This window comes from Streptomyces sp. NPDC026301, from assembly GCF_055567935.1.
In genome coordinates this window covers 75,396-95,143 of the sequence record NZ_JBVHPN010000009.1, presented here as the reverse complement: position 1 = coordinate 95,143, position 19,748 = coordinate 75,396, and the positions used below count along the sequence as shown (strand labels likewise).

Annotated in this window: 20 protein-coding genes and 1 pseudogene; 13 read left to right on the top strand and 8 right to left on the bottom strand. The window is 72.8% G+C overall.

Features of this window, described 5'->3' with window-relative positions:
* The first annotated feature begins 206 nt into the window (after positions 1–206).
* The 4 genes from ACZ4MH_RS17585 to ACZ4MH_RS17570 all read left to right on the top strand — a co-directional run bounded on the left by ACZ4MH_RS17585 (position 207) and on the right by ACZ4MH_RS17570 (position 2,218).
* Entirely contained in the window at positions 207–422 is a 216-nt protein-coding gene (locus ACZ4MH_RS17585; RefSeq protein WP_351601565.1) for a hypothetical protein, read from the top strand.
* Positions 423–569: 147 nt separating this feature from the next.
* Positions 570–1,211 (top strand): TetR/AcrR family transcriptional regulator, encoded by a 642-nt coding sequence (locus tag ACZ4MH_RS17580; protein ID WP_351601562.1) that lies wholly within the window; start codon positions 570–572, stop codon positions 1,209–1,211.
* A gap of 261 nt (positions 1,212–1,472) precedes the next feature.
* Positions 1,473–1,700, top strand: a complete 228-nt coding sequence (locus tag ACZ4MH_RS17575; protein WP_351601559.1) for a DUF3107 domain-containing protein — start codon at positions 1,473–1,475, stop codon at positions 1,698–1,700.
* A gap of 239 nt (positions 1,701–1,939) precedes the next feature.
* Positions 1,940–2,218, top strand: coding sequence for a hypothetical protein (locus ACZ4MH_RS17570; RefSeq protein WP_351601556.1), 279 nt, complete (start codon positions 1,940–1,942; stop codon positions 2,216–2,218).
* 223 nt (positions 2,219–2,441) lie between these two features.
* Here the strand turns inward: ACZ4MH_RS17570 and ACZ4MH_RS17565 are convergent, their stop codons facing one another.
* The gene (locus ACZ4MH_RS17565) at positions 2,442–3,191 is read right to left on the bottom strand and encodes a ferritin-like fold-containing protein (protein WP_351601553.1); all 750 of its coding nucleotides are present in this window, start codon (positions 3,189–3,191) and stop codon (positions 2,442–2,444) included.
* A gap of 149 nt (positions 3,192–3,340) precedes the next feature.
* On the opposite strand from ACZ4MH_RS17565, the pseudogene ACZ4MH_RS17560 reads away from it, so the two are divergent.
* From ACZ4MH_RS17560 to ACZ4MH_RS17550, 3 genes and pseudogenes are all read left to right on the top strand, one after another.
* Positions 3,341–6,083, top strand: a pseudogene (locus ACZ4MH_RS17560) (DEAD/DEAH box helicase).
* 170 nt (positions 6,084–6,253) lie between these two features.
* On the top strand, positions 6,254–7,117 hold the full coding sequence (locus ACZ4MH_RS17555; RefSeq protein ID WP_351599962.1) for an alpha/beta fold hydrolase: 864 nt from the start codon (positions 6,254–6,256) through the stop codon (positions 7,115–7,117).
* Between the two features lie 165 nt (positions 7,118–7,282).
* Positions 7,283–7,726 (top strand): SRPBCC family protein, encoded by a 444-nt coding sequence (locus ACZ4MH_RS17550; protein ID WP_351599960.1) that lies wholly within the window; start codon positions 7,283–7,285, stop codon positions 7,724–7,726.
* Positions 7,727–7,747: 21 nt separating this feature from the next.
* Here the strand turns inward: ACZ4MH_RS17550 and ACZ4MH_RS17545 are convergent, their stop codons facing one another.
* The gene (locus ACZ4MH_RS17545) at positions 7,748–8,680 is read right to left on the bottom strand and encodes an NYN domain-containing protein (RefSeq protein WP_351599958.1); all 933 of its coding nucleotides are present in this window, start codon (positions 8,678–8,680) and stop codon (positions 7,748–7,750) included.
* Between the two features lie 228 nt (positions 8,681–8,908).
* Here ACZ4MH_RS17545 and ACZ4MH_RS17540 point away from each other — a divergent pair, with 228 nt between their 5' ends.
* Positions 8,909–9,067, top strand: a complete 159-nt coding sequence (locus ACZ4MH_RS17540; protein WP_351599956.1) for a hypothetical protein — start codon at positions 8,909–8,911, stop codon at positions 9,065–9,067.
* 144 nt (positions 9,068–9,211) lie between these two features.
* On the opposite strand, the gene ACZ4MH_RS17535 is transcribed toward ACZ4MH_RS17540, so the two are convergent.
* The 4 genes from ACZ4MH_RS17535 to ACZ4MH_RS17520 all read right to left on the bottom strand — a co-directional run bounded on the left by ACZ4MH_RS17535 (position 9,212) and on the right by ACZ4MH_RS17520 (position 12,420).
* The gene (locus ACZ4MH_RS17535) at positions 9,212–9,817 is read right to left on the bottom strand and encodes a MarC family protein (protein WP_351599954.1); all 606 of its coding nucleotides are present in this window, start codon (positions 9,815–9,817) and stop codon (positions 9,212–9,214) included.
* 130 nt (positions 9,818–9,947) lie between these two features.
* A complete protein-coding gene (locus ACZ4MH_RS17530) occupies positions 9,948–10,823 on the bottom strand; it encodes a PHP domain-containing protein (RefSeq protein WP_351599952.1) in 876 nt (291 codons plus the stop codon).
* 203 nt (positions 10,824–11,026) lie between these two features.
* Positions 11,027–11,665, bottom strand: a complete 639-nt coding sequence (locus ACZ4MH_RS17525) for a DUF6758 family protein (RefSeq protein ID WP_351599950.1) — start codon at positions 11,663–11,665, stop codon at positions 11,027–11,029.
* A 170-nt stretch (positions 11,666–11,835) separates the two neighbouring features.
* The gene (locus ACZ4MH_RS17520; protein ID WP_351599949.1) at positions 11,836–12,420 is read right to left on the bottom strand and encodes a suppressor of fused domain protein; all 585 of its coding nucleotides are present in this window, start codon (positions 12,418–12,420) and stop codon (positions 11,836–11,838) included.
* Positions 12,421–12,897: 477 nt separating this feature from the next.
* Between ACZ4MH_RS17520 and ACZ4MH_RS17515 the strand changes: the two genes are divergently transcribed.
* Together ACZ4MH_RS17515 and ACZ4MH_RS17510 are read left to right on the top strand one after the other, a co-directional pair.
* Positions 12,898–14,025, top strand: coding sequence for a magnesium and cobalt transport protein CorA (locus tag ACZ4MH_RS17515; protein WP_351599948.1), 1,128 nt, complete (start codon positions 12,898–12,900; stop codon positions 14,023–14,025).
* Positions 14,026–14,109: 84 nt separating this feature from the next.
* A complete protein-coding gene (locus tag ACZ4MH_RS17510; RefSeq protein ID WP_351599947.1) occupies positions 14,110–14,655 on the top strand; it encodes a hypothetical protein in 546 nt (181 codons plus the stop codon).
* Between the two features lie 48 nt (positions 14,656–14,703).
* Here ACZ4MH_RS17510 and ACZ4MH_RS17505 read toward each other — a convergent pair whose 3' ends face one another.
* Positions 14,704–15,498, bottom strand: coding sequence for a hypothetical protein (locus ACZ4MH_RS17505; RefSeq protein WP_351599945.1), 795 nt, complete (start codon positions 15,496–15,498; stop codon positions 14,704–14,706).
* A gap of 259 nt (positions 15,499–15,757) precedes the next feature.
* On the opposite strand from ACZ4MH_RS17505, the gene ACZ4MH_RS17500 reads away from it, so the two are divergent.
* Genes ACZ4MH_RS17500 through ACZ4MH_RS17490 form a run of 3 tightly spaced genes read left to right on the top strand, consistent with a single transcriptional unit; the run spans position 15,758 to position 18,931 of the window.
* On the top strand, positions 15,758–17,143 hold the full coding sequence (locus ACZ4MH_RS17500) for a magnesium transporter MgtE N-terminal domain-containing protein (RefSeq protein WP_351599943.1): 1,386 nt from the start codon (positions 15,758–15,760) through the stop codon (positions 17,141–17,143).
* Entirely contained in the window at positions 17,133–17,714 is a 582-nt protein-coding gene (locus ACZ4MH_RS17495; RefSeq protein ID WP_351599941.1) for a DUF1003 domain-containing protein, read from the top strand. Before ACZ4MH_RS17500 ends, ACZ4MH_RS17495 begins: the two co-directional genes overlap by 11 nt.
* A 59-nt stretch (positions 17,715–17,773) precedes the next feature.
* Positions 17,774–18,931, top strand: a complete 1,158-nt coding sequence (locus tag ACZ4MH_RS17490) for an Mrp/NBP35 family ATP-binding protein (protein ID WP_351599939.1) — start codon at positions 17,774–17,776, stop codon at positions 18,929–18,931.
* A 102-nt stretch (positions 18,932–19,033) separates the two neighbouring features.
* Here ACZ4MH_RS17490 and ACZ4MH_RS17485 read toward each other — a convergent pair whose 3' ends face one another.
* On the bottom strand, positions 19,034–19,681 hold the full coding sequence (locus tag ACZ4MH_RS17485) for a hypothetical protein (protein ID WP_351599938.1): 648 nt from the start codon (positions 19,679–19,681) through the stop codon (positions 19,034–19,036).
* Positions 19,682–19,748: the final 67 nt, after the last annotated feature.

Genomic DNA, 19,748 nt, shown 5'->3' with positions numbered 1-19,748 from the left:
TGTGTTCGCCATCACACGTCTCTTGGGTCACGGCCGCGCCTTCGTGGCGCCGCCGTCACTTCTTACGTAGCGACGCGACCGCTTCGTAGCCGTGCGACCGCGCCTTCCGGTACCGCCACCCGTTCGCGGCGCGTACCGCATCGCGCCGGGCAATCCCCTCTCATAGGCTCGTGTAAAGGACGCTCACCCAGGAAAGGGGAGCCACCATGCCTGTCGACCCCACAGATCCGGATACCTTCGACGAGGACGAGACGACCGAAATCGACACGGAAGCACCGGAGGCGGATACCCGGGAACAGCTCATGAGCGTCGCGCAACAGCAGGACGACACACTGACCGGCGGCGATCCCGACGCGGCGAACGAAGCGGACCGTGCGGAACAGGCCCGGGTGGTCGAGCTGGACGAAGACGATTACCGGTGACCTGAGCCGGTATGTCGGCTTCCTGCAAGACCCGGGCGGATAAATTCTCGCTCCGGACCGCGCACAGCCTCGTTACCCAAAAGTACGATGGCGGGCGCGGTGCACCGGGCTGTGTGCATCTCGTACGGAACGACACTGGGAGGCGGCGTGAGCGCCATCGAGCAGACAGAGGCCGCGCGCCCTCGGGGCACGCGCCTGCCGCGCCGGGCACGGCGCAACCAGCTCCTGGGCGCCGCACAGGAAGTCTTCGTGGCGCAGGGGTACCACGCTGCGGCGATGGACGACATCGCCGAGCGGGCCGGCGTCAGCAAGCCGGTGCTCTACCAGCACTTCCCCGGCAAGCTCGACCTCTACCTCGCCCTGCTGGACCAGCACTGCGAGTCGCTGCTGCAGTCGGTACGAACGGCCCTGGCCTCCACCACCGACAACAAGCAGCGGGTCGCGGCGACCATGGACGCGTACTTCGCGTACGTGGAGGACCCGGGCGGCGCATTCCGACTGGTGTTCGAGTCGGACCTCACCAACGAGACGGCTGTCCGCGAGCGCGTGGACAAGGTCTCGCTGCAGTGCGCCGAGGCGATCAGTGACGTGATCGCGGAGGACACCGGGCTGTCCAAGGAGGAGTCCATGCTGCTGGCGGTGGGCCTGGGCGGCGTGTCCCAGGTCGTCGCGCGGTACTGGCTCTCCAGCGAGCGCACGGTCACCCGTGACACGGCGGTGCAGCTGCTCACCTCGCTGGCCTGGAAGGGCATCGCGGGCTTCCCGCTGCACGGCACCGAAGGCCACTGAGGCGGCCCCTGACGGAGCCCCCGGGGCGGGCGTCGGCAGCCGTGCCGGCGCCCGCCCCGACGGGGCGCCGGGCGCCTGTTCCGGTGCCGCTCCCGCGCCCTGACCAGCCGCACGCGGCCCTCGTGTTCGCTGCGGGCGTGTTCCGCGGCGCCTTGTCCGTCCCCGTACCGGGCTAATGTGTGCTGCGTAGGGCGCGGATCGTCGCGCACCCCGCCCCCTGGCCAGACCGGGGGGACCGAGACCGTCGGAGGGACATAAGCCGTGGAGGTCAAGATCGGCGTGCAGCACGCGCCCCGCGAGATCGTCCTGGAGAGCTCGCAGCCTGCCGAGGAGGTCGAGAGTGCGGTCGCCGCCGCGCTGGCCGGCACGTCGCAGCTGCTGAGCCTGGAGGACGAACACGGCCGCAAGGTCCTGGTACCGGCGGACCGGCTGGCGTACGTCGAGATCGGCGAGCCCGCCGGACGCAAGGTGGGCTTCGGCGCTCTGTAGACGCCTGCCGCGCACAGCACGTATGACGGGCGGCGCCCCGGGGAGACGTTCCCCGGGGCGCCGCCCGTTCGCTTGCGCCCCCTCTCCGCACTGTCGGGCGCTTTTCCCCTGCTCAGGGCGGTGATCGCACCTTTGTCCGGCCCGGCACGATTGCCCGTGGCGCGCCGTGGGTACGACCGCCCACGAATGGCCGTGACACCGCCGCGGCACGGCGGTGTCATCCGTGCGGGAGGGGAAACATGATCTTGGAAGTGCTCGGCGCCACCGCCCTGGGCCTCGCCCTCGCCCTCGCCGCCCTCCGGCGGCTGCCCGGCCGCTTCCCGAAGCGCAGCCTGACGCTGTCCACGGGCCCCGCGGCAGCCGTCTTCGGCGCACTGCTGGCGCACACGATCCTGGGCCCGGGGCAGACACCGGTAGTCCTTGTGGTGGCCGTGGGCCTGTCCGCGGCGCTGCTCTCGCTGCTGCTGCGACCCGAGCCCCGGCCCGCCCGGCGGCTGCGCCGATCAGCGACGGCCTGAGGCAGCCCGGCCCCGAGCCCCGAGCCCCGAGCCCTGACGGACAGCCGGTACGGACGGTTTCCGGCCGATGTCGCCACGCAGAAACGGCGCGTTTGCGTGCCGCACCATGTCAGTACGCGCGGTTTCCCACGACTGGAGCGCCGCACCACGTCAGTACGTCAACGCGCCCCGCACCTGCCGAAGCGGTGCGGGGCGCGTTGATGTGAGTGTCGTCTCACGTCCGTTACGCGGCCAGCCCCAGGGCCGCCATCCGCTTGGTGTGCGCCTCGGTGATGCGCGAGAACATCCGGCCGACCTCCGCCAGGTCGAAGCCGTCCGCCACGCCGCCGACCAGCATCGTCGACAGCGCGTCCCGGTCCGCGACGACCCGCTGCGCCTGGGAGAGGGCCTCGCCCATCAGGCGGCGCGCCCACAGCGCGAGCCGGCCGCCGACCCGGGGGTCGGCCTCGATGGCCGCGCGGACCTTCTCGACGGCGAAGGAGGCGTGCCCTGTGTCATCCAGCACACCGAGCACCAGCTCCTTGGTGTCGGAGTCCAGCCGGGCCGCCACCTCACGGTAGAAGTCGCTGGCGATGGAGTCGCCGACGTACGCCTTGACCAGGCCCTCCAGCCAGTCCGAGGGCGCGGTCTGGCGGTGGAACTCGTCCAGCGCGGCGGCGAACGGCTCCATGGCCGCGTTGGGCTCCGCGTCGATCTGCGCGAGCCGCTCCCGCAGCCGCTCGAAGTGGTGGAACTCCGCCGACGCCATCTTCGCCAGCTCCGCCTTGTCGTCCGTCGTGGACGCCAGCTTGGCGTCCTCGGCCAGCCGCTCGAAGGCGGACAGCTCGCCGTACGCGAGCGCGCCGAGCAGGTCGATCACCGCGGCCCGGTACTGCGGGTCGGCGGCCGCCTCCTCCCAGGTCTGGGCGGCGATCCCGGTGGGCTCGTCGGGCGTGGCGGGGGCGTCGGCGGTGGCGTTGTCAGGCGTCTCCATGAAGCGCACAATAGCCCGCTCCGCAACCCGGGGAAGGGCCTGGTCAGCCTCTCGGGTACCACCCGACCGAACGATTGCCCGGACACACATGCGCTCATCCGGGGTATGGTGGTAAAGAGCCCGCCGAAGTTTCGGTGGGTGTTTCACGAATGCGGATGCCCGGTCGGTGGCCCGATCGGCTCCACCCCGACCGCCCTCTGCCCCGACGCGTACGAGACGTACGCACGGCAGGGGAACACCGCTCGCGGCACGAGCGCCTGAGCGAAGGCAGTGGTCCCGCGCCATCCGGCCCTAGGAGGCCGGGCCGCGCCGAGTACGACCCCGTACGACGGCCGGCAAGGCACGGTCGATCCCCTTCGTCGCCTCGCGCCGCGTCTCACAGAAGAGGCAAGCATCCTGTCTACGTTCCGAGACCTCGGGATCCTCCCCGAGACCGCCGAAGCCCTCGAGGCAGTCGGCATCATGACTCCGTTCCCCATCCAGGCCCTGACCCTCCCGGTCGCCCTCTCCGGCTCCGACGTCATCGGCCAGGCCAAGACGGGCACCGGCAAGACCCTCGGCTTCGGCCTCCCGCTCCTGGAGCGCGTCACCGTCCCCGCCGACGTCGAGGCCGGCCGGGCCAAGCCCGAGCAGCTGACCGACGCGCCGCAGGCGCTGGTCGTCGTCCCCACCCGCGAGCTGTGCCAGCAGGTCACCAACGACCTGCTGACCGCCGGCAAGGTCCGTAACGTCCGCGTGCTCGCCATCTACGGCGGCCGGGCGTACGAGCCCCAGGTCGAGGCGCTCCAGAAGGGCGTCGACGTCGTCGTCGGCACCCCGGGCCGGCTGCTGGACCTGGCGGGCCAGAAGAAGCTGGACCTCTCGCAGGTCCGCGGTCTCGTCCTGGACGAGGCCGACGAGATGCTCGACCTCGGCTTCCTGCCGGACGTCGAGAAGATCATCCAGTACCTCCCGGCCAAGCGGCAGACCATGCTGTTCTCCGCGACCATGCCCGGTCAGGTCATCTCGCTGGCGCGGCGCTACATGTCGCAGCCGACCCACATCCGCGCCACCTCGCCCGACGACGAGGGCGCGACGGTCGCCAACACCACTCAGCACATCTTCCGCGCGCACTCCATGGACAAGCCGGAGCTGGTCTCGCGCATCCTGCAGGCCGAGGGCCGCGGGCTCGCGATGATCTTCTGCCGCACCAAGCGCACCGCGGCCGACATCGCCGACCAGCTCGCGCGCCGCGGCTTCGCCTCCGGCGCGGTCCACGGCGACCTCGGCCAGGGCGCCCGCGAGCAGGCGCTGCGTGCCTTCCGCAACGGCAAGGTCGACGTCCTGGTCTGCACCGATGTCGCCGCGCGCGGCATCGACGTCAGCGGTGTGACACACGTCATCAACTACCAGACGCCCGAGGACGAGAAGACCTACCTGCACCGCATCGGCCGTACGGGCCGCGCGGGCGCCAAGGGCACCGCCGTCACGCTGGTCGACTGGGACGACATCCCGCGCTGGCAGCTGATCAACAAGGCGCTGGACCTGTCGTTCAACGACCCGGAGGAGACCTACTCCACCTCCGCGCACCTCTACGAGCTGCTGAACATCCCCCAGGGCGTCACCGGCGTGCTGCCGCGCTCCGAGCGCACCCGGGCGGGCCTGGCCGCCGAGGACGTCGAGGACCTCGGTGAGACCGGCGGCCGCGGCCGCGGGCCGCGCAAGGGCGGCCGGGAGGCCGAGCGTGAGGAGGCGCGCCCGGAGCGTACGCGTACGCCGCGCAAGCGCCGCCGTACTCGCAACGGCGCCCCTCTCGACGGCGAGACCGCTGCCGCCGGTACGCAGGGCGGCGAGGCGGCCGAGGCCGCGGCGGACACCGCCGAGGGCACGACCGCGCCCCGCCAGCCGCGCCGCCGGCGCCGCACGCGCGCCGCCGCGTCCGACAACGCCACCACGTCCGCCGCCGCGCAGCGGACCGCCACCGCGCACGCCGTGGCCGAGCCCGCGCCGGCCGTCGCGCCGGCCGAGCCGGTGACCGCCGAGCCGGCGGCGCCCGAGGCCGCGACCGTTCCGGTGCAGAGCACCGGCCCGGACACCGCGCAGGAGGCGCCGGCCAAGCCGCGCCGCCGGCGTGCCCGCGGCACCCGCGCTCCCCAGGGCACGGCCCCCGAGGCCGCGGTCGCCACCGCCGAGGGCCGGGCGCCCGTCGCCAAGGCTCCGGCGCCCCGGCGTCCGGTGATCGTCAAGGAGGACACCTCGGTGGGCTTCCAGACGGTCGAGGTCGCCGCGCAGCGCCTGGCCGCCGAGCGCCGCGCCGCCGAGGAGGCCGCCGCCGCGAAGGCCGCCGAGCGCGCCGCCGCGAAGGCCACCGTCACGGAGAGCGCCCCCGAGGAGCCCGCCGCCGACGCGCCGGCCGCCAAGCCGCGCCGTACGCGCAAGGCCGCCGCCAAGAAGGCGGAGGCCGCGGTGGACACCGCCGAGGGCACCGAGGCGACGGCCGAGGCCACCGAGGCGACGGCCGAGGCCACCGAGGCACCGGCCAAGCCGCGCCGGACGCGCAAGACGGCCGCCAAGAAGGCCGAGACGGCCGTCGAGGCCGCCGAGGGCACGGACGCGACCGCCGAGGCCACCGAGGCGCCCGCCAAGCCGCGCCGGACGCGGAAGACCGCCGCCAAGAAGGCCGAGGCCGCGGTGGACGCCGCGGAAGGCGCCGAGGCCACCGCCCTCGCGGCGGACGAGGCCCCGGCCAAGCCGCGCCGTACCCGCAAGACGGCCGCCAAGAAGGCCGAGGCCGCCACCGGTGCCGCCGAGGGCACGGACGCGGACGCCGAGGCGCCCGCCAAGCCGCGCCGGACGCGCAAGGCCGCTGCCAAGAAGACGGCCGCGGCGCCCGAGGCCACGCCCGAGGGCTGATCCCGCGCACGCCGTCGACGGCCCCGTACCGCTCAGCCGGTACGGGGCCGTCGGCGTACGGACGGATCCGCCCACTGCCGTACGACGTATGCCGTACGCCGTACGGCGGAGCCGGAGGACGTCATCTTTCCGGCACCCGCCGGACATCCGTCCCGGATAGCCTCTGGTCCATGAGTAGGCCCCCGTTCCTTGAGCTGCCCGTGTGTGCCCGTGCGTACCGACTCGCCACGGGGCGGGGTGAGTTCGCTGTGCACGACGCGCGCCCCGACGGCCCCGTGCGCGGCACCGCCCTGCTGGTACCGGGCTTCACCGGCAGCAAGGAGGACTTCCTGCCGCTGCTCGCGCCCCTGGCGGCGGCCGGGTACCGCACCGTGGCCGTGGACGGCAGAGGCCAGTACGAGTCACCCGGGCCGCGCGAGGAACAGGCGTACGCCCAGGGCGAGTTGGCGCGGGACATCGCCGCGCAGGCCGCCGCGCTCGACGCGGGCCCGGTGCATCTGCTGGGGCATTCGCTCGGCGGACTGCTGGCGCGGGCCGCGGTCCTCGACGACGCCGCGCCGTACCGCTCGCTGACGCTGATGAGTTCCGGGCCGGCGGCGGTCGCCCCCGAGCAGCAGGCCCGCGCCAAGATGCTCATCGACGCGCTGACGACGCTGACGATGGAGGCCGTCTGGCAGGCGATGCGGGAGCTGGACCCCCCGGAGGCGGCGGGCGAGACCACCCCGCCGGAGGTCGCCGAGTTCCTGCACCGGCGCTGGCTGGGCACCGTACCGGAGCAGCTGATCGGCACCGCCCGGCAGATAGCGGGCGAGCCCGACCGGGTGGCCGCGCTGGCCGCCGTACCGCTGCCCAAGCACGTGCTGTCCGGCGCCGTCGACTACGCCTGGCCGGTGCCGCAGCTGGACGAGATGGCCGAGCGGCTCGGCGCGCGCCGCACCGTCGTCGCGGGCGCCGAGCACTCCCCCAACGTCGACCGGCCCGAGGAGACGGCGGCGGCCCTGGTCTCCTTCTGGGACGAGGCGGCCGGCCGGTAGCGCGCCCGTCCCGCCGCGCGACATCCCGGAATGGCCGGAACGGCACTCCTCCGGCCGCTCCGGGAAGCCGGCAGCCCCCGTCCGGGCGACCATCTGTAGGCAGCCACAGGCTCTCGGACACAGGCTCGGGCCCACCGCGCACCCGATGACGGAGGACGGACGGCCATGACGGACGACAGCGGCATTTCGATCATTCGCCTCTTCGACGCCCCGCGGGACCGGGTGTTCCAGGCGTGGACGACGCCGGAGGCCCTCGCGTACTGGTACGGGGGCGAGCTGGAGGTCCCCGTCGAGGAGATGGCGATGGACGTACGGGCGGGCGGCGCGTGGCACCTGGTCGTGCGCACCCCGGACGGCGGCGAGCTGCCGTTCCACGGCGTCTACCGGGAGATCGTGCCGCCCGAGCGGCTGGTCTTCACCCTGAAGGACGCCTCGGCCCCGGAGGACGCCGAGGGCGAGCTGGTCACCGTCGCCCTCAACGGCCTCGGCGACAAGACCGAGATGGACTTCCAGCAGACCGGCGGCACGCTGTCCGCCGGGCAGTACGCGCAGGCCAAGGCGGGCTGGACCGGCTTCTTCGCGCGCCTCGCGGAGTACGTGGCGCACTGACGCTCCAGGCCGCGCGCGGGCTCAGAACTGCGCCCGTACGTGCTCCCAGAAGCCGTCCCGCAGTACCCGCCGCAGGTCCGCGTACGGGCGCAGGGAGTGGCGCAGCAGGCCCTCGGCGGTGGTCAGCAGGTCCTGGTCGACGGCGCCCGGGAGGTACGGATGGCCGGGCAGCAGGTCGGCCGTCCAGTCCCGGCCGCGCGAGGCCAGCCACTGGGCGGCGATCTGCGCGCCGACGAAGCGGACGTCCTCGCGGCGGGGCGCCGGGCCGTCGTCGGCCGCGCCCGTGGGGCCGCTGTCGTAGACGGTGCGCTCGGTGACGTACGGCTTGCAGAACTCCAGGTCGAAGGTGCGCTGACTGTCGACCTCCCAGAGCAGCGGCTCGGCCTGGTTGCGCCCCTCGGTGGCCTCGATGCCCCACAGGTGCACCCGCGCGCCGTACCCCTGCGCCGCCTCGACGGCGGAGACCAGGTCCTCGTCGCCGCCGATGAGCACCGCGTCGCTGATGGCGCGGTGCCGGGCGAGCGACTCCAGGTCGGAGCGGATCAGGGAGTCGACGCCCTTCTGCTGGTTGTTGGCGTTGAGGTTGCCGAGGCGGACCTTGACGTCGGGGAGCTCGGCGATGGACTGCTGCTCCAGGGTGTGGATGCGGCGCCGCGCGCCGTCGTACCAGTACACCCGCAGCAGCCGGCTGTCGGGGAAGACCGTGCGGGCCATCTCGATGAACGCGTCGATGATCCCCTCGGCGTCGAGGTCGAAGGAGCGGCGGTCCTCCGTGCCGGTGACCAGCCGGCCGGCCGCGGCGTAGAGGTAGCCCGCGTCGACGAAGACCGCGTGCGTGGAGGGGGTGGTGGCGACCTCGGCCAGGACGCGGTTGAGCAGCTCGTTGGTGCGCTCGATGCCCGCCACGACAGCGGTGAGGTCGGTGGGGCCCGCGGGCCGGAGGTCGTCGTTCATACCGGTCCGATTCTCCTGGCGCGGGCGGGGGAGACACAACCGGCCGGGCGGCGTGCGACGGCCGTACTGACTGGTGAGTAATTAGCCTCGCGAAAATTTTCTTTAGCGTAGGGAATTATTGCTCAGAGCACTTCGTTGTCCCCTATGGCACGCCTGACACCGATGACAGGCACTCGTGCCGCTTCAGCAGTTCTCCTCAGGAGGATCAGACGAAGGGAGAAGCCCTTTATGCGCTTCGAAATCATGCACCTTGACGATGTCAACGGCATGGCCGTGGACAGCACCGTCGTGGACGCCGCCTCCGTCAATCAGATCGTGCAGCAGGCCGCCGCAATCGGCCAGCGCATCTACATCCGCCCCGCCGATTCCGCGGCGGCCGCTTCGTAACGCGGCCCCCGGCCTCTTCGGGCCATCGAAAGCAGCGCCCCCGTACGGACGATCCGTACGGGGGCGGCGTGTTGTACGGGGACGGCGCCTTCCGGCGCGGCGCGCACGCCCGGGCCCGGCTTCCCGGTGCGCACCGCTGGCGCCTCAGCCGGCGTTGATCACCTGGGTCACGCCATTGATGATCTGCTGGACGGCCAGCGCGGAGAGCATCATGCCGGCGAGCCGGGTCACCAGTACCACCCCACCGTCCTTGATCACCCGGATGATCACCAGCGAGAAGCGCATCACCAGCCACAGCACCACGTGGATCGCGGCGATCGCCGCCCAGACCGACACCTGGCCTGTGAACCCCTGCGCGTGCTGCACGGCGAGGATCACCGACACGATCGCGCCGGGCCCGGCCAGCAGCGGCATGCCCAGCGGCACGAGCGCGACGTTGACGTCCTTGGTCTGCGTCGGTTCCTCCGACTTCCCCGTCAGCAGGTCGAGCGCGATCAGCAGGAGCAGCAGCCCGCCCGCGATCATCAGCGCGGGCGTGGAGATGTGCAGGTACGCCAGGATCTGCCGGCCGCAGACGCCGAAGACGGCGATGACGCCGAACGCGACGGCCGCCGCCTGCCAGGCCATCCGGCGCTGCACCTTGGCCGGGCGGCCGGAGGAGAGGGCGAGGAAGATCGGGGTGATTCCAGGGGGGTCCATAATCACGAAAAGCGTGAGAAAGAGGGATCCGAAGACAGCGAGGTCGAACACGGTGATGGCCTTGCGAGGAGTGGTACGGACGCACGCGCACACCACGGCGCACGTACGGGGGGGGAGGAAGACGGCGCGGGGCGCCGGAAAGCCGCTGGGGGCGGAGAGGTGTGGGGCGGGGCGGCCCGGCTCAGCCGCCGGCGCCCGGGACGGGGAACGCGCCGGTCGCGCGGCGCACGATCTCCCCGTAGATCTCGGGGTCGGTGGTGTACTCGCCGAGCCGGCAGGTCTTGCGGCTGCCGTGGTAGTCGCTGGAGCCGGTGGTGAGCACGCCCAGGTCGGCGGCCATGCCGCGCAGCCTCTCCCGGGTCGGCGCGTCGTGGTCCATGTGGTCGACCTCGATGCCGTCCAGACCGGCGGCGGCCAGCTCGGCCATCGCGCTCTCGGGGACGCACACGCCGCGCTTGAGGGCCAGCGGGTGCGCGAAGACGGTGACCCCGCCCGCGGCCTTGACCAGCCGGACCGCCTCGAAGGGGTCCAGCTCGTGCTTCTCGACGTACGCCCGTCCGTCGTTGGCCAGCCACTCGGGGGTGAAGGCGTCCGAGACGGTGGGCACGACGCCCAGCTCGACCATGGCGGTGGCGATGTGCGGCCGGCCGACCGCGCCGTCCCCGGCGATCCGCGCGACCTGCTCCCAGGTGACGGGCACGCCGAGCTCCTGGAGCTTCGCGACCATGCCGCGGGCGCGCGGCACCCGGTCGTCGCGTACCAGCTCCCGCTCGCGGGCGAGCTCCGGCTCCTCGGGGTCGAAGAGGTAGGCCAGCATGTGCAGGCTGATGCCGTCGCCGCTGCCGTCGCGGGCCGGCAGCCGGCAGGACAGCTCGGCGCCGGTCACGAGCGTGAGGCCGGGCGGCAGTGCCGCCTTGGCCGCGGCATGTCCGCCGACGGTGTCGTGGTCGGTGAGCGCGACGACGTCCAGACCGGCGTCGGCGGCGTTGCGTACCAGTTCGGCGGGGGTGTCCGTGCCGTCGGACGCGGTGGAGTGGGTGTGCAGGTCGATACGCACGACGCGGACTCCAGACACGGACGGGACGGCGGACCGGGCAACGGCCGGACAGGGCGCCGGACAACAGGGGACGCCCCAAAGGATAACCGGCGTCCGGACGGCCACCCCCGCGCCGCTGTAGGCACCGCTCCCGGGCGCGCGGCTCTCGGCCCGAGTCTCAGGACAGGCCGCGTGCCGACCTCAGTACGCGATGCGCGCAGACCTCAGGACAGGATGCGCGGCGACAGCGCCCCGCACGGCAGCAGGTCGACCTCGGCACCCGCGTCCCGCAGGTCGGTCAGGACCAGTTCGTCGTACATCATCAGGCCCGACTGCTCGGGCCAGACGACCGCCCACAGCCACAGCCCGCACGCCTCGCCCGCGAAGACCGCGCGGTCCTCGGGGACGCCCTCGACGTGCCACAGCGGGGTGGGCCGGCCGGCGGCCAGCACCTTGGCGTGCGGCGGCCGCTCCACCTTCATGCGCGGGCCCGGGTCCGGGCCGTCGATGCCCGCATACCGCGCGCCGAGGCCGACGCCCAGCTCCTCGGCGACCAGCACCAGCTCGCCCGGCCCGCCCAGCGGTCCGGGTCCCGAGCAGGCCACCGCCGTGGCCCGGCCGCCGCTGCGGTCGTCCCCCGCACAGGCCACACCGGTGAACAGCCAGCCCACCGGCAGCGGCCACGGCATCCATACGGGAACGCGCGCACGGTTCACCACCACGGCCAGCGCTTCGACGCTCGGCGGCACGACCGGCTGGAGCGGGTGCACGGTGCCGTGCACGTCGCACTGCCAGGAGTCGGCAAAGAGACCGGGCGCCCGCACCCGGCCACCGCACTTCGGGCAACTGGGTTCGCCCCTCATAAAGCTCAACGGTCCTCCAGGGCCGCCCGCGCGTCAAGGACGATCACCCGTCCGGGGCGGCCCTGCGCCGCTCGGCACCGGTCACCTTCAGGCCAAACAGCCACTCCGATCACGCCATCTTCATACGGTGACGTTTCGATCTCCGTGCGTCGGCCCACAGGACCGCCGCGTCAGTCCAGGGGTACGCCGTTCCGCAGCGGGTCCCGCAGGTCGGTGCCCTGCTGGAGCCAGCGCTCCTCCAGGGCCGCCGCGCCGTGGACCCGCTTCCAGGCCGCCTCGTTCGGCGTCATCGGGAGCAGCGGCAGGAAGCGCACCGGGTCCATGGGGTCGTCGAGCTCCAGGTCCTCCACCAGTCCCCCGCCCTCGGTGACCAGCACCGAGGTGAAGGGGGCGCCCGGCCACAGCGGCTCACCCACGTCCAGGGACGCGCCCGGGGCCACGATGACGCCCTCGACCTGCGGGGAAGCGGCCAGTACGGCGAGGGACCTGAGCACCTTGTCGGTGTCGGCGCGGCCGTTCCGCACGGTCAGGACCAGCTCGGCGCGCGGGCCCCGCAGCGGGTCGGCGAGTACCTCCGAGGGGTCCGTCATGGGGTTGGCGGACATGCCGAGGGTGACGTATCGCACCAGCTCGCCGTCGGCGTAGCGCAGTACTTCGATGCGGTCCGTACCGAGGAACGTCACCGCCGCGCGCGCGTCCGGCTTCCCCAGGGCCATCAGCAGCCGGGCCTCGACCAGCTCAAGAACGTCAGACATGCGGCGAGCATAGGCCCGCGCGGGCACCCGGTATGGAACAGGCAAAGCGGCGGCGGAGCGGGGCCGTAACGGTTCAGTCGGCTGATAGCCTTGCCATCTGGTCAGCGAAAGACGTCGTCCCCCAGCAGGGACCGACCGGAGGAGGTGGGACTGGCATGGATCCTAGTCGACCGTGCAGTACCGGCAGTTCTCCCGTCCTCCCGCTGATGATGCGACTCTCCTGATCTCGAGAGCTTCCGTACCCCACCGCGTCGCGGTGAAACCGTGAAGTCCCTTCGCACCGGCAGCACCTGACGGAAGAACGCCTGCACCTCGGTTTTCTCTGTTCTTTCCGCACTGCGAACTGCCGTCAGCACCACCGCACGGAGCGCCGCCCGCTTTGCGGACGTACGGCCGACGATGCCGCGTACGTCCACGTTCCGGGTTGCGTTACGCCCCGCGCCCTCGGCTGACGGCCGGCCCGTGAAGGAGCCCGCCATGTCGATGATCCGCGACCTGCGCGCCGCCGTCCGCCCCTCCCGGCGGCGCGGCGACTCCCCGTACGAGTACGACACCACCCGCGCCGCCTCGGCCAACAGCGCCATCGTCGACTGCGGCGTCTACCGGGACGGACGCCGCGTCAGCAACCACGTCAGCCCCTCCGAGGCCATCGCCGACGTGCACGAGAACGGCGGCTTCACCTGGATCGGGCTGCACGAGCCGACCGAGCGCGAGTTCGCCGGCATCGCCCAGGAGTTCGGGCTGCACCCGCTGGCCGTCGAGGACGCCGTCCACGCCCACCAGCGGCCCAAGCTGGAGCGGTACGACGACACGCTCTTCACCGTCTTCAAGACGATCCACTACGTCGAGCACGCCGAGCTCACCGCCACCAGCGAGGTCGTGGAGACCGGCGAGGTGATGTGCTTCACCGGCCGGGACTTCATCGTGACCGTCCGGCACGGCGGCCAGGGCTCGCTGCGCGCGCTGCGGCACCGCCTCCAGGACGACCCCGAGCTGCTCGCCAAGGGCCCCTCGGCCGTGCTGCACGCCATCGCCGACCAGGTCGTGGACGGCTACATCGCGGTCGCCGACGCCGTGCAGGACGACATCGACGAGGTCGAGATCGACGTCTTCAGCTCCGGCACGAACGGCAAGGCGCAGGTCCGGGGCGGCAGCGCGTCCAAGGGCGACGCCGGGCGGATCTACCAGCTCAAGCGCGAGGTGCTGGAGTTCAAGCGGGCGGTCTCGCCGCTGCTGCGGCCGATGCAGCAGCTGAGCGAGCGGCCGATGCGGCTGGTCGACTCCGACATCCAGAAGTACTTCCGGGACGTCGCCGACCACCTGGCGCGCGTCAACGAGCAGGTGCTCAACTTCGACGACCTGCTGAACTCCATCCTCCAGGCCAACCTGGCGCAGGCGACGGTGGCGCAGAACGAGGACATGCGCAAGATCACGTCGTGGGCGGCGATCTTCGCCGTGCCGACGATGATCGCCGGGATCTACGGCATGAACTTCAAGTACATGCCCGAGCTGCACTGGAAGTACGGCTACCCGGCCGTCCTGATGCTCACGGTCGTCATCTGCTTCGGCATCCACCGCGGCTTCAAGCGCAACGGCTGGCTGTAGCGGGCGGGGGCGCGCACAGCGGCACGAGCGCTCGGCGCGGGGCGGCGGCACGCTCCCCGCACGGGCCCCTCTAGGCTTGCGGGCATGACGGAGACCGTGCCCCAGCCGCTGCTCGATCAGGCCCTCATCGAGGAGGCCACCAAGAAGTCCGGCCTCATCTGGGTCCAGGGGACCGAGGGCCCGGCCCGCGCGCTGTGGCACGTCTGGCACGACGGCGCCGCGTGCCTGGTCGGCGACGGCCCCCTGGAGCAGCCGCTCGCGGACCTCGGGCTCACCGACGGCGGCACCGCCACCGTCACCGTGCGCAGCAAGGACAAGGGCGGCCGGCTGGTCGCCTGGACGGCCCGGGTCACCGAGGCCGCGCCGCACAGCGAGTCCTGGGAGGCCGCCGTCGGCGAGCTGAAGGGCAAGCGGCTGAACGCGCCGGACGCGGACACCATGCCGGAGCGCTGGGCCCGCGAGTGCCGGGTGCTGCGGCTGGCCCCGCTCACGGAGGACGGGGCGCCCGCCGCCCGTACGGACTTCGGCGCGGACGCGCAGGCGGCCCGCCCGCTGCCGACCGGCGCCACGACCCGCGAGCCGGTCCCCGCCGCGCTCCCGAAGCTGCTGCGCCGGAAGCGGCGCGGCTGAGTACCGCCGCACAGGGAGCGTCGCTCCCGTAATGCCGGCGCGGCGGGATCAGTTCCCGCTGCCGAGGCTCTCCCCGTAGTCCACGACCTTGTCGTCGTCCGGGCGCTCCAGCTCGATGTGCTCGTCCCAGTCGGCGAAGGTGACCACGCCCGCGCCGCCGGCCCGCTGCAGCCGCAGCGGGTAGGGCTCGCCCTCCAGGGAGACGTCCAGCGTGCCCCCGTTGCCCCGCGCGGCCGCGACCCGGATCGTGCGGGTCCCGTCCAGGCTGCCGTGCGCACCCCGGGAGAGGCCGCCGTGCAGCGTGAGCAGCGTGTCCAGCAGCGGCTCCTTCTCGGTGAAGCCGCTGAACTGCCGGTAGGTGCGGTCCTCGGAGGGCACCTTCACGTACTTGCCGCCCAGCTTGGCGGCGGCCGCGGTGTCGCTACCGCTCGGCGAGGAGCCCTTCTGATGCGCCCAGAAGTCGGCATCCGCCTTCACCCACAGCGACCGGTCGATGCGCAGCAGGGAGAAGGTGGTGTCCTTCGTGGCGACCGTGCCCTTGCCGCCGTTCTGGGCCAGCCGCATGTCCAGTTCGTACGTGCTGCGGCCGCTGACGAGCTTGCCGGAGACGTGGACGCTCCCCGCGCTGTCCGCGGCGGCCAGCGTCTTCTTCCGGATCTTGGCGGGGGACAGCTTCCCGACGCCGTTGGTGCCCGCGTCCGGGTCCTCCGAGCCGCCACAGGCCGCCAGCGCAAGGGCCAGGCCCGCGCACACCGCCGCGACGGCCGTCGCCCGGCCCGCGCGGCGGCGGGCGGTGCGGGACCGGCGGCTCGTTCCTGGCGAACCTGGCGAAATAGCGGTCACGGCTGCCTGCCTCCTGGTGCACTGGGTCGGTCGCGGTGGCCTCGACGGCGTACGGCAGCGTACCGGTGCCCCGCACACCTTCCGACGCGGAGGGCCGGGGCGGAGAAGGGGACAGTCGTACGGTGGTGCCTGCCGGGGCACCCGTCCGGCGGGCGCGTTAGCCTGAAGTCCGGCTGAAGCGCGATTTCAGCCGTTTTATCGGGAGTCGGGTGGCCCTGGTCCGCCGGGAGCCGGAGGAGAAGGAGCGGAGGCGCGCGGCATGGCGGTGGTCACCCCCCGGGTGTTCGTCTCGCACCTCTCCGGCATCGCCGTCTTCGACCCCAACGGCGACCAGGTCGGCCGGGTGCGGGACCTGGTGGCCATGTTGCGGGTGGGCGGCCGGCCGCCGCGGCTGCTGGGACTGGTCGTCGAGGTGATCAGCCGGCGCCGGATCTTCCTGCCGATGACGCGGGTGACGGGCGTGGAGTCCGGCCAGGTGATCACGACCGGCGTGGTCAACATGCGGCGCTTCGAGCAGCGCGCCTCGGAGACCCTCGTCCTCGGCGAGCTGCTGGACCGCCGGGTGCGCATCGTGGAGACCGACGAAGAGGTCACCGTCCTGGACATCGGCATCACTCAGCTGCCGGCCCGCCGCGACTGGGAGATCGACAAGGTCTTCGTACGGAAGGGGAAGGGCGGGACGCTGCGGCGCCGCGGAGAAACGTTGACCCTGGAGTGGTCGCAGGTCACCGGGTTCTCTCTGGAGGAGCACGGGCAGGGCGCGGAGAGCCTGCTCGCCACCTTCGAGCAGCTGCACCCCGCCGACCTGGCGAGCGTCCTGCACCACCTCAACCCGAAGCGCCGCGTCGAGGTGGCCGCCGCGCTGGACGACGACCGGCTCGCCGACGTCCTGGAGGAGCTGCCGGAGGACGACCAGATCGAGATCCTCGGCAAGCTGCAGGACGAGCGGGCCGCCGACGTCCTGGAGGCGATGGACCCCGACGACGCCGCCGACCTGCTCTCCGAGCTCCCCGAGGAGGAGAAGGAGCGGCTGCTGACCCTGATGAAGCCGTCCGACGCGGCCGACGTACGGCGCCTGCTGGCGTACGAGGAGCGGACCGCGGGCGGCCTGATGACCACCGAGCCGATCGTGCTGGGCGCGGACGCCACGGTCGCCGACGCGCTCGCCCGGGTGCGCGATCCCGACCTCTCCCCCGCGCTCGCCGCCCAGGTGTACGTCTGCCGGCCGCCGGACCAGACGCCGACCGGCAAGTACCTCGGCGTGGTCCACTTCCAGCGGCTGCTGCGCGACCCGCCCTTCACCCTCGTCGGCGCCATCGTGGAGAGCGATCTGCCGCCGCTGCCGCCGGACACCCCGCTGCCGTCCGTGACCAGCTACCTCGCCACGTACAACATGGTCGCCGCGCCGGTCGTGGACGAGAGCGGGTCGCTGCTGGGCGCGGTGACCGTGGACGACGTACTGGACCACCTGCTGCCCGAGGACTGGCGCGAGACGGACCTGCACGGCGCGCCCGGGGTGGACGCCACCGATCACCTCGCCGGGGGCGAAGCGGACCGGGCGGAGGGCCGCGCCAACGGGCACGCGGGCGGCGCTCCGGGCAGCAGCGCCGCCGGCGCCGCGGGCGGGGGCGCGCATGGGCGTTGAGGAGCGCGAGAGCGCGAAGGAGCGGGCGCGGGCCGCCGCGGCCACCGGGGAGCGCGCGCGGGTGCGGCTGGACGTGCCGCGCGCGCCGCGCCGCAGCCTGCTGCCGGAGTACGACCCGGAGGCGTTCGGGCGGCTGTCGGAGAAGATCGCGCGCTTCCTGGGCACCGGCCGGTTCATCGTCTGGATGACCGTCCTGATCATCATCTGGGTCACCTGGAACATCTCGGCGCCCGCACCGCTGCGCTTCGACGAGTACCCCTTCATCTTCCTGACCCTCATGCTGTCCCTTCAGGCGTCGTACGCCGCGCCGCTGATCCTGCTCGCGCAGAACCGGCAGGACGACCGGGACCGGGTCAGCCGCGAACAGGACCGCAAGCAGAACGAGCGGTCGATCGCCGACACCGAGTACCTGACCCGCGAGATCGCGGCGCTCCGCCTCGGCCTCGGCGAGGTCGCCACCCGCGACTGGATCCGCTCGGAACTGCAGGACATGATCAAGGAACTGGAGGAACGGCGGGACGAGGACGGCGAGTACGAGGAACGCACGTCGGCCCGCCGCCACCGAGAGTGACGAACACGACCGCCGACGGGGCTTTCCGGAGGCCCCCTACTGAGCCGTACCATCGGGTCATGGCTACCGACACGCCCACAACGGCCGCTCCGAGCGAGGACGCGATCCGCGATGCGCTCGCGACGGTGAACGACCCCGAGATCCACCGCCCCATCACCGAGCTGGGGATGGTCAAATCGGTGGACATCGCGGCCGACGGCACGGTGTCGGTCGCGGTCTACCTCACCGTCTCCGGCTGCCCGATGCGCGAGACGATCACCAGCAACGTGCGCGACGCGGTCGCCGGGGTCGAGGGCGTCACCAGCGTCGCCGTCGAGCTGGACGTGATGAGCGACGAGCAGCGCAAGGAGCTGGCCACGGCGCTGCGCGGCGGCACCGCCGAGCGCGAGGTCCCCTTCGCCCAGCCCGGCTCGCTGACCCGGGTCTACGCGGTCGCCTCCGGCAAGGGCGGCGTCGGCAAGTCCTCGGTGACGGTGAACCTCGCGGCGGCGATGGCGGCCGACGGCCTGAAGGTCGGCGTCGTGGACGCGGACATCTACGGCCACTCCGTGCCGCGGATGCTGGGCGCCGAGGGCCGCCCCACCCAGGTCGAGAACATGATCATGCCGCCGGCCGCGCACGGCGTGAAGGTCATCTCGATCGGCATGTTCACCCCGGGCAACGCGCCGGTCGTCTGGCGCGGCCCGATGCTGCACCGCGCGCTCCAGCAGTTCCTCGCGGACGTGTACTGGGGCGACCTGGACGTCCTGCTGCTCGACCTGCCCCCGGGCACGGGCGACATCGCGATCTCCGTGGCCCAGCTGGTGCCGAACGCCGAGATCCTCGTCGTGACCACCCCGCAGCAGGCCGCCGCCGAGGTCGCCGAGCGGGCCGGCTCCATCGCCGTACAGACCCACCAGAAGATCGTCGGCGTGGTCGAGAACATGGCGGGCCTGGAGCTGCCCAGCGGCGAGATCGTCGACGTCTTCGGCACGGGCGGCGGCGAGCGGGTCGCCGAGGGCCTCACGAAGACGACCGGTACGCAGGTGCCGGTGCTCGGCTCCATCCCGATCGACGTGCGGCTGCGCGAGGGCGGCGACGAGGGCAAGCCGATCGTGCTCACCGATCCGGACTCCGGCGCGGGCGCGGCGATCCGCGCGATCGCCGGCAAGCTGGGCGGCCGCCAGCGCGGCCTGTCGGGCATGTCGCTGGGGATCACCCCGCGCAACAAGTTCTGAGCGCGTAGCCGGGCGATTTCCGGGCTTCACGGGAGGGGCGGGCCGTCGAACGGTCCGCCCCTTCGTCGTGCGGGCCGGGGCGTGGCGGGCCCCGGCGGGGGCTCAGCCCTCGTACGACTTGATGTCCTTCACGACCGCGAAGCCGAGCCCGTAGGCGCTCATGCCGCGCCCGTACGCGCCGATGTGCGCGCCGTCCGCGCCGTCGCCCGCGGAGCCCGCGAGCACCCAGCCGTACTCCGACTCGCGGTAGTGGAACGGCGTCGGCACGCCGTCCACCGGGAGCGTCAGCTCGCTCCACGCCTCGCCGGTCAGGTCGTCCGCCAGCTCCCACGCGAGCATGGTCTGCTGGTCCAGCCAGTCCTGCCGCAGCGCCCGCTCCATCTGCACCGGCCAGGTGCAGTTCAGCAGGCCCGAGCCGGCCAGCCAGGCGGCCGAGGACACCGAGGTGGCTTCCAGGACGCCCGTGCCGTCCGCGCTGCGCCGTACGGGGCGGCAGGGGACGGTGACCACGACGGCGAAGCGCTCGGCGTCCGGCACGGTCTCCACCCGAATGGTGGGCTCCTCGCCGTGCGCGAGCGAACCGTGCTCGACCGTGCCTTGGGGGGTGACGCCGGCGTGCATCAGCCGGCGCGGGCCCGTGAACGCCTCGTCCAGGCCGTACCACGGGAAATCGGCCATCAGATAGCCGTCGACCTTCTCCCCGGTGTCAACGGACACCGGGTGTGCGCCGGCCCGACTCTTCGTCTCCATCTGCGCGGAGCCTCCTCGTTGCCCTGCGTCGTGGGCGGCCCGCCCCCCTCAGGCGACCTCACCCCGG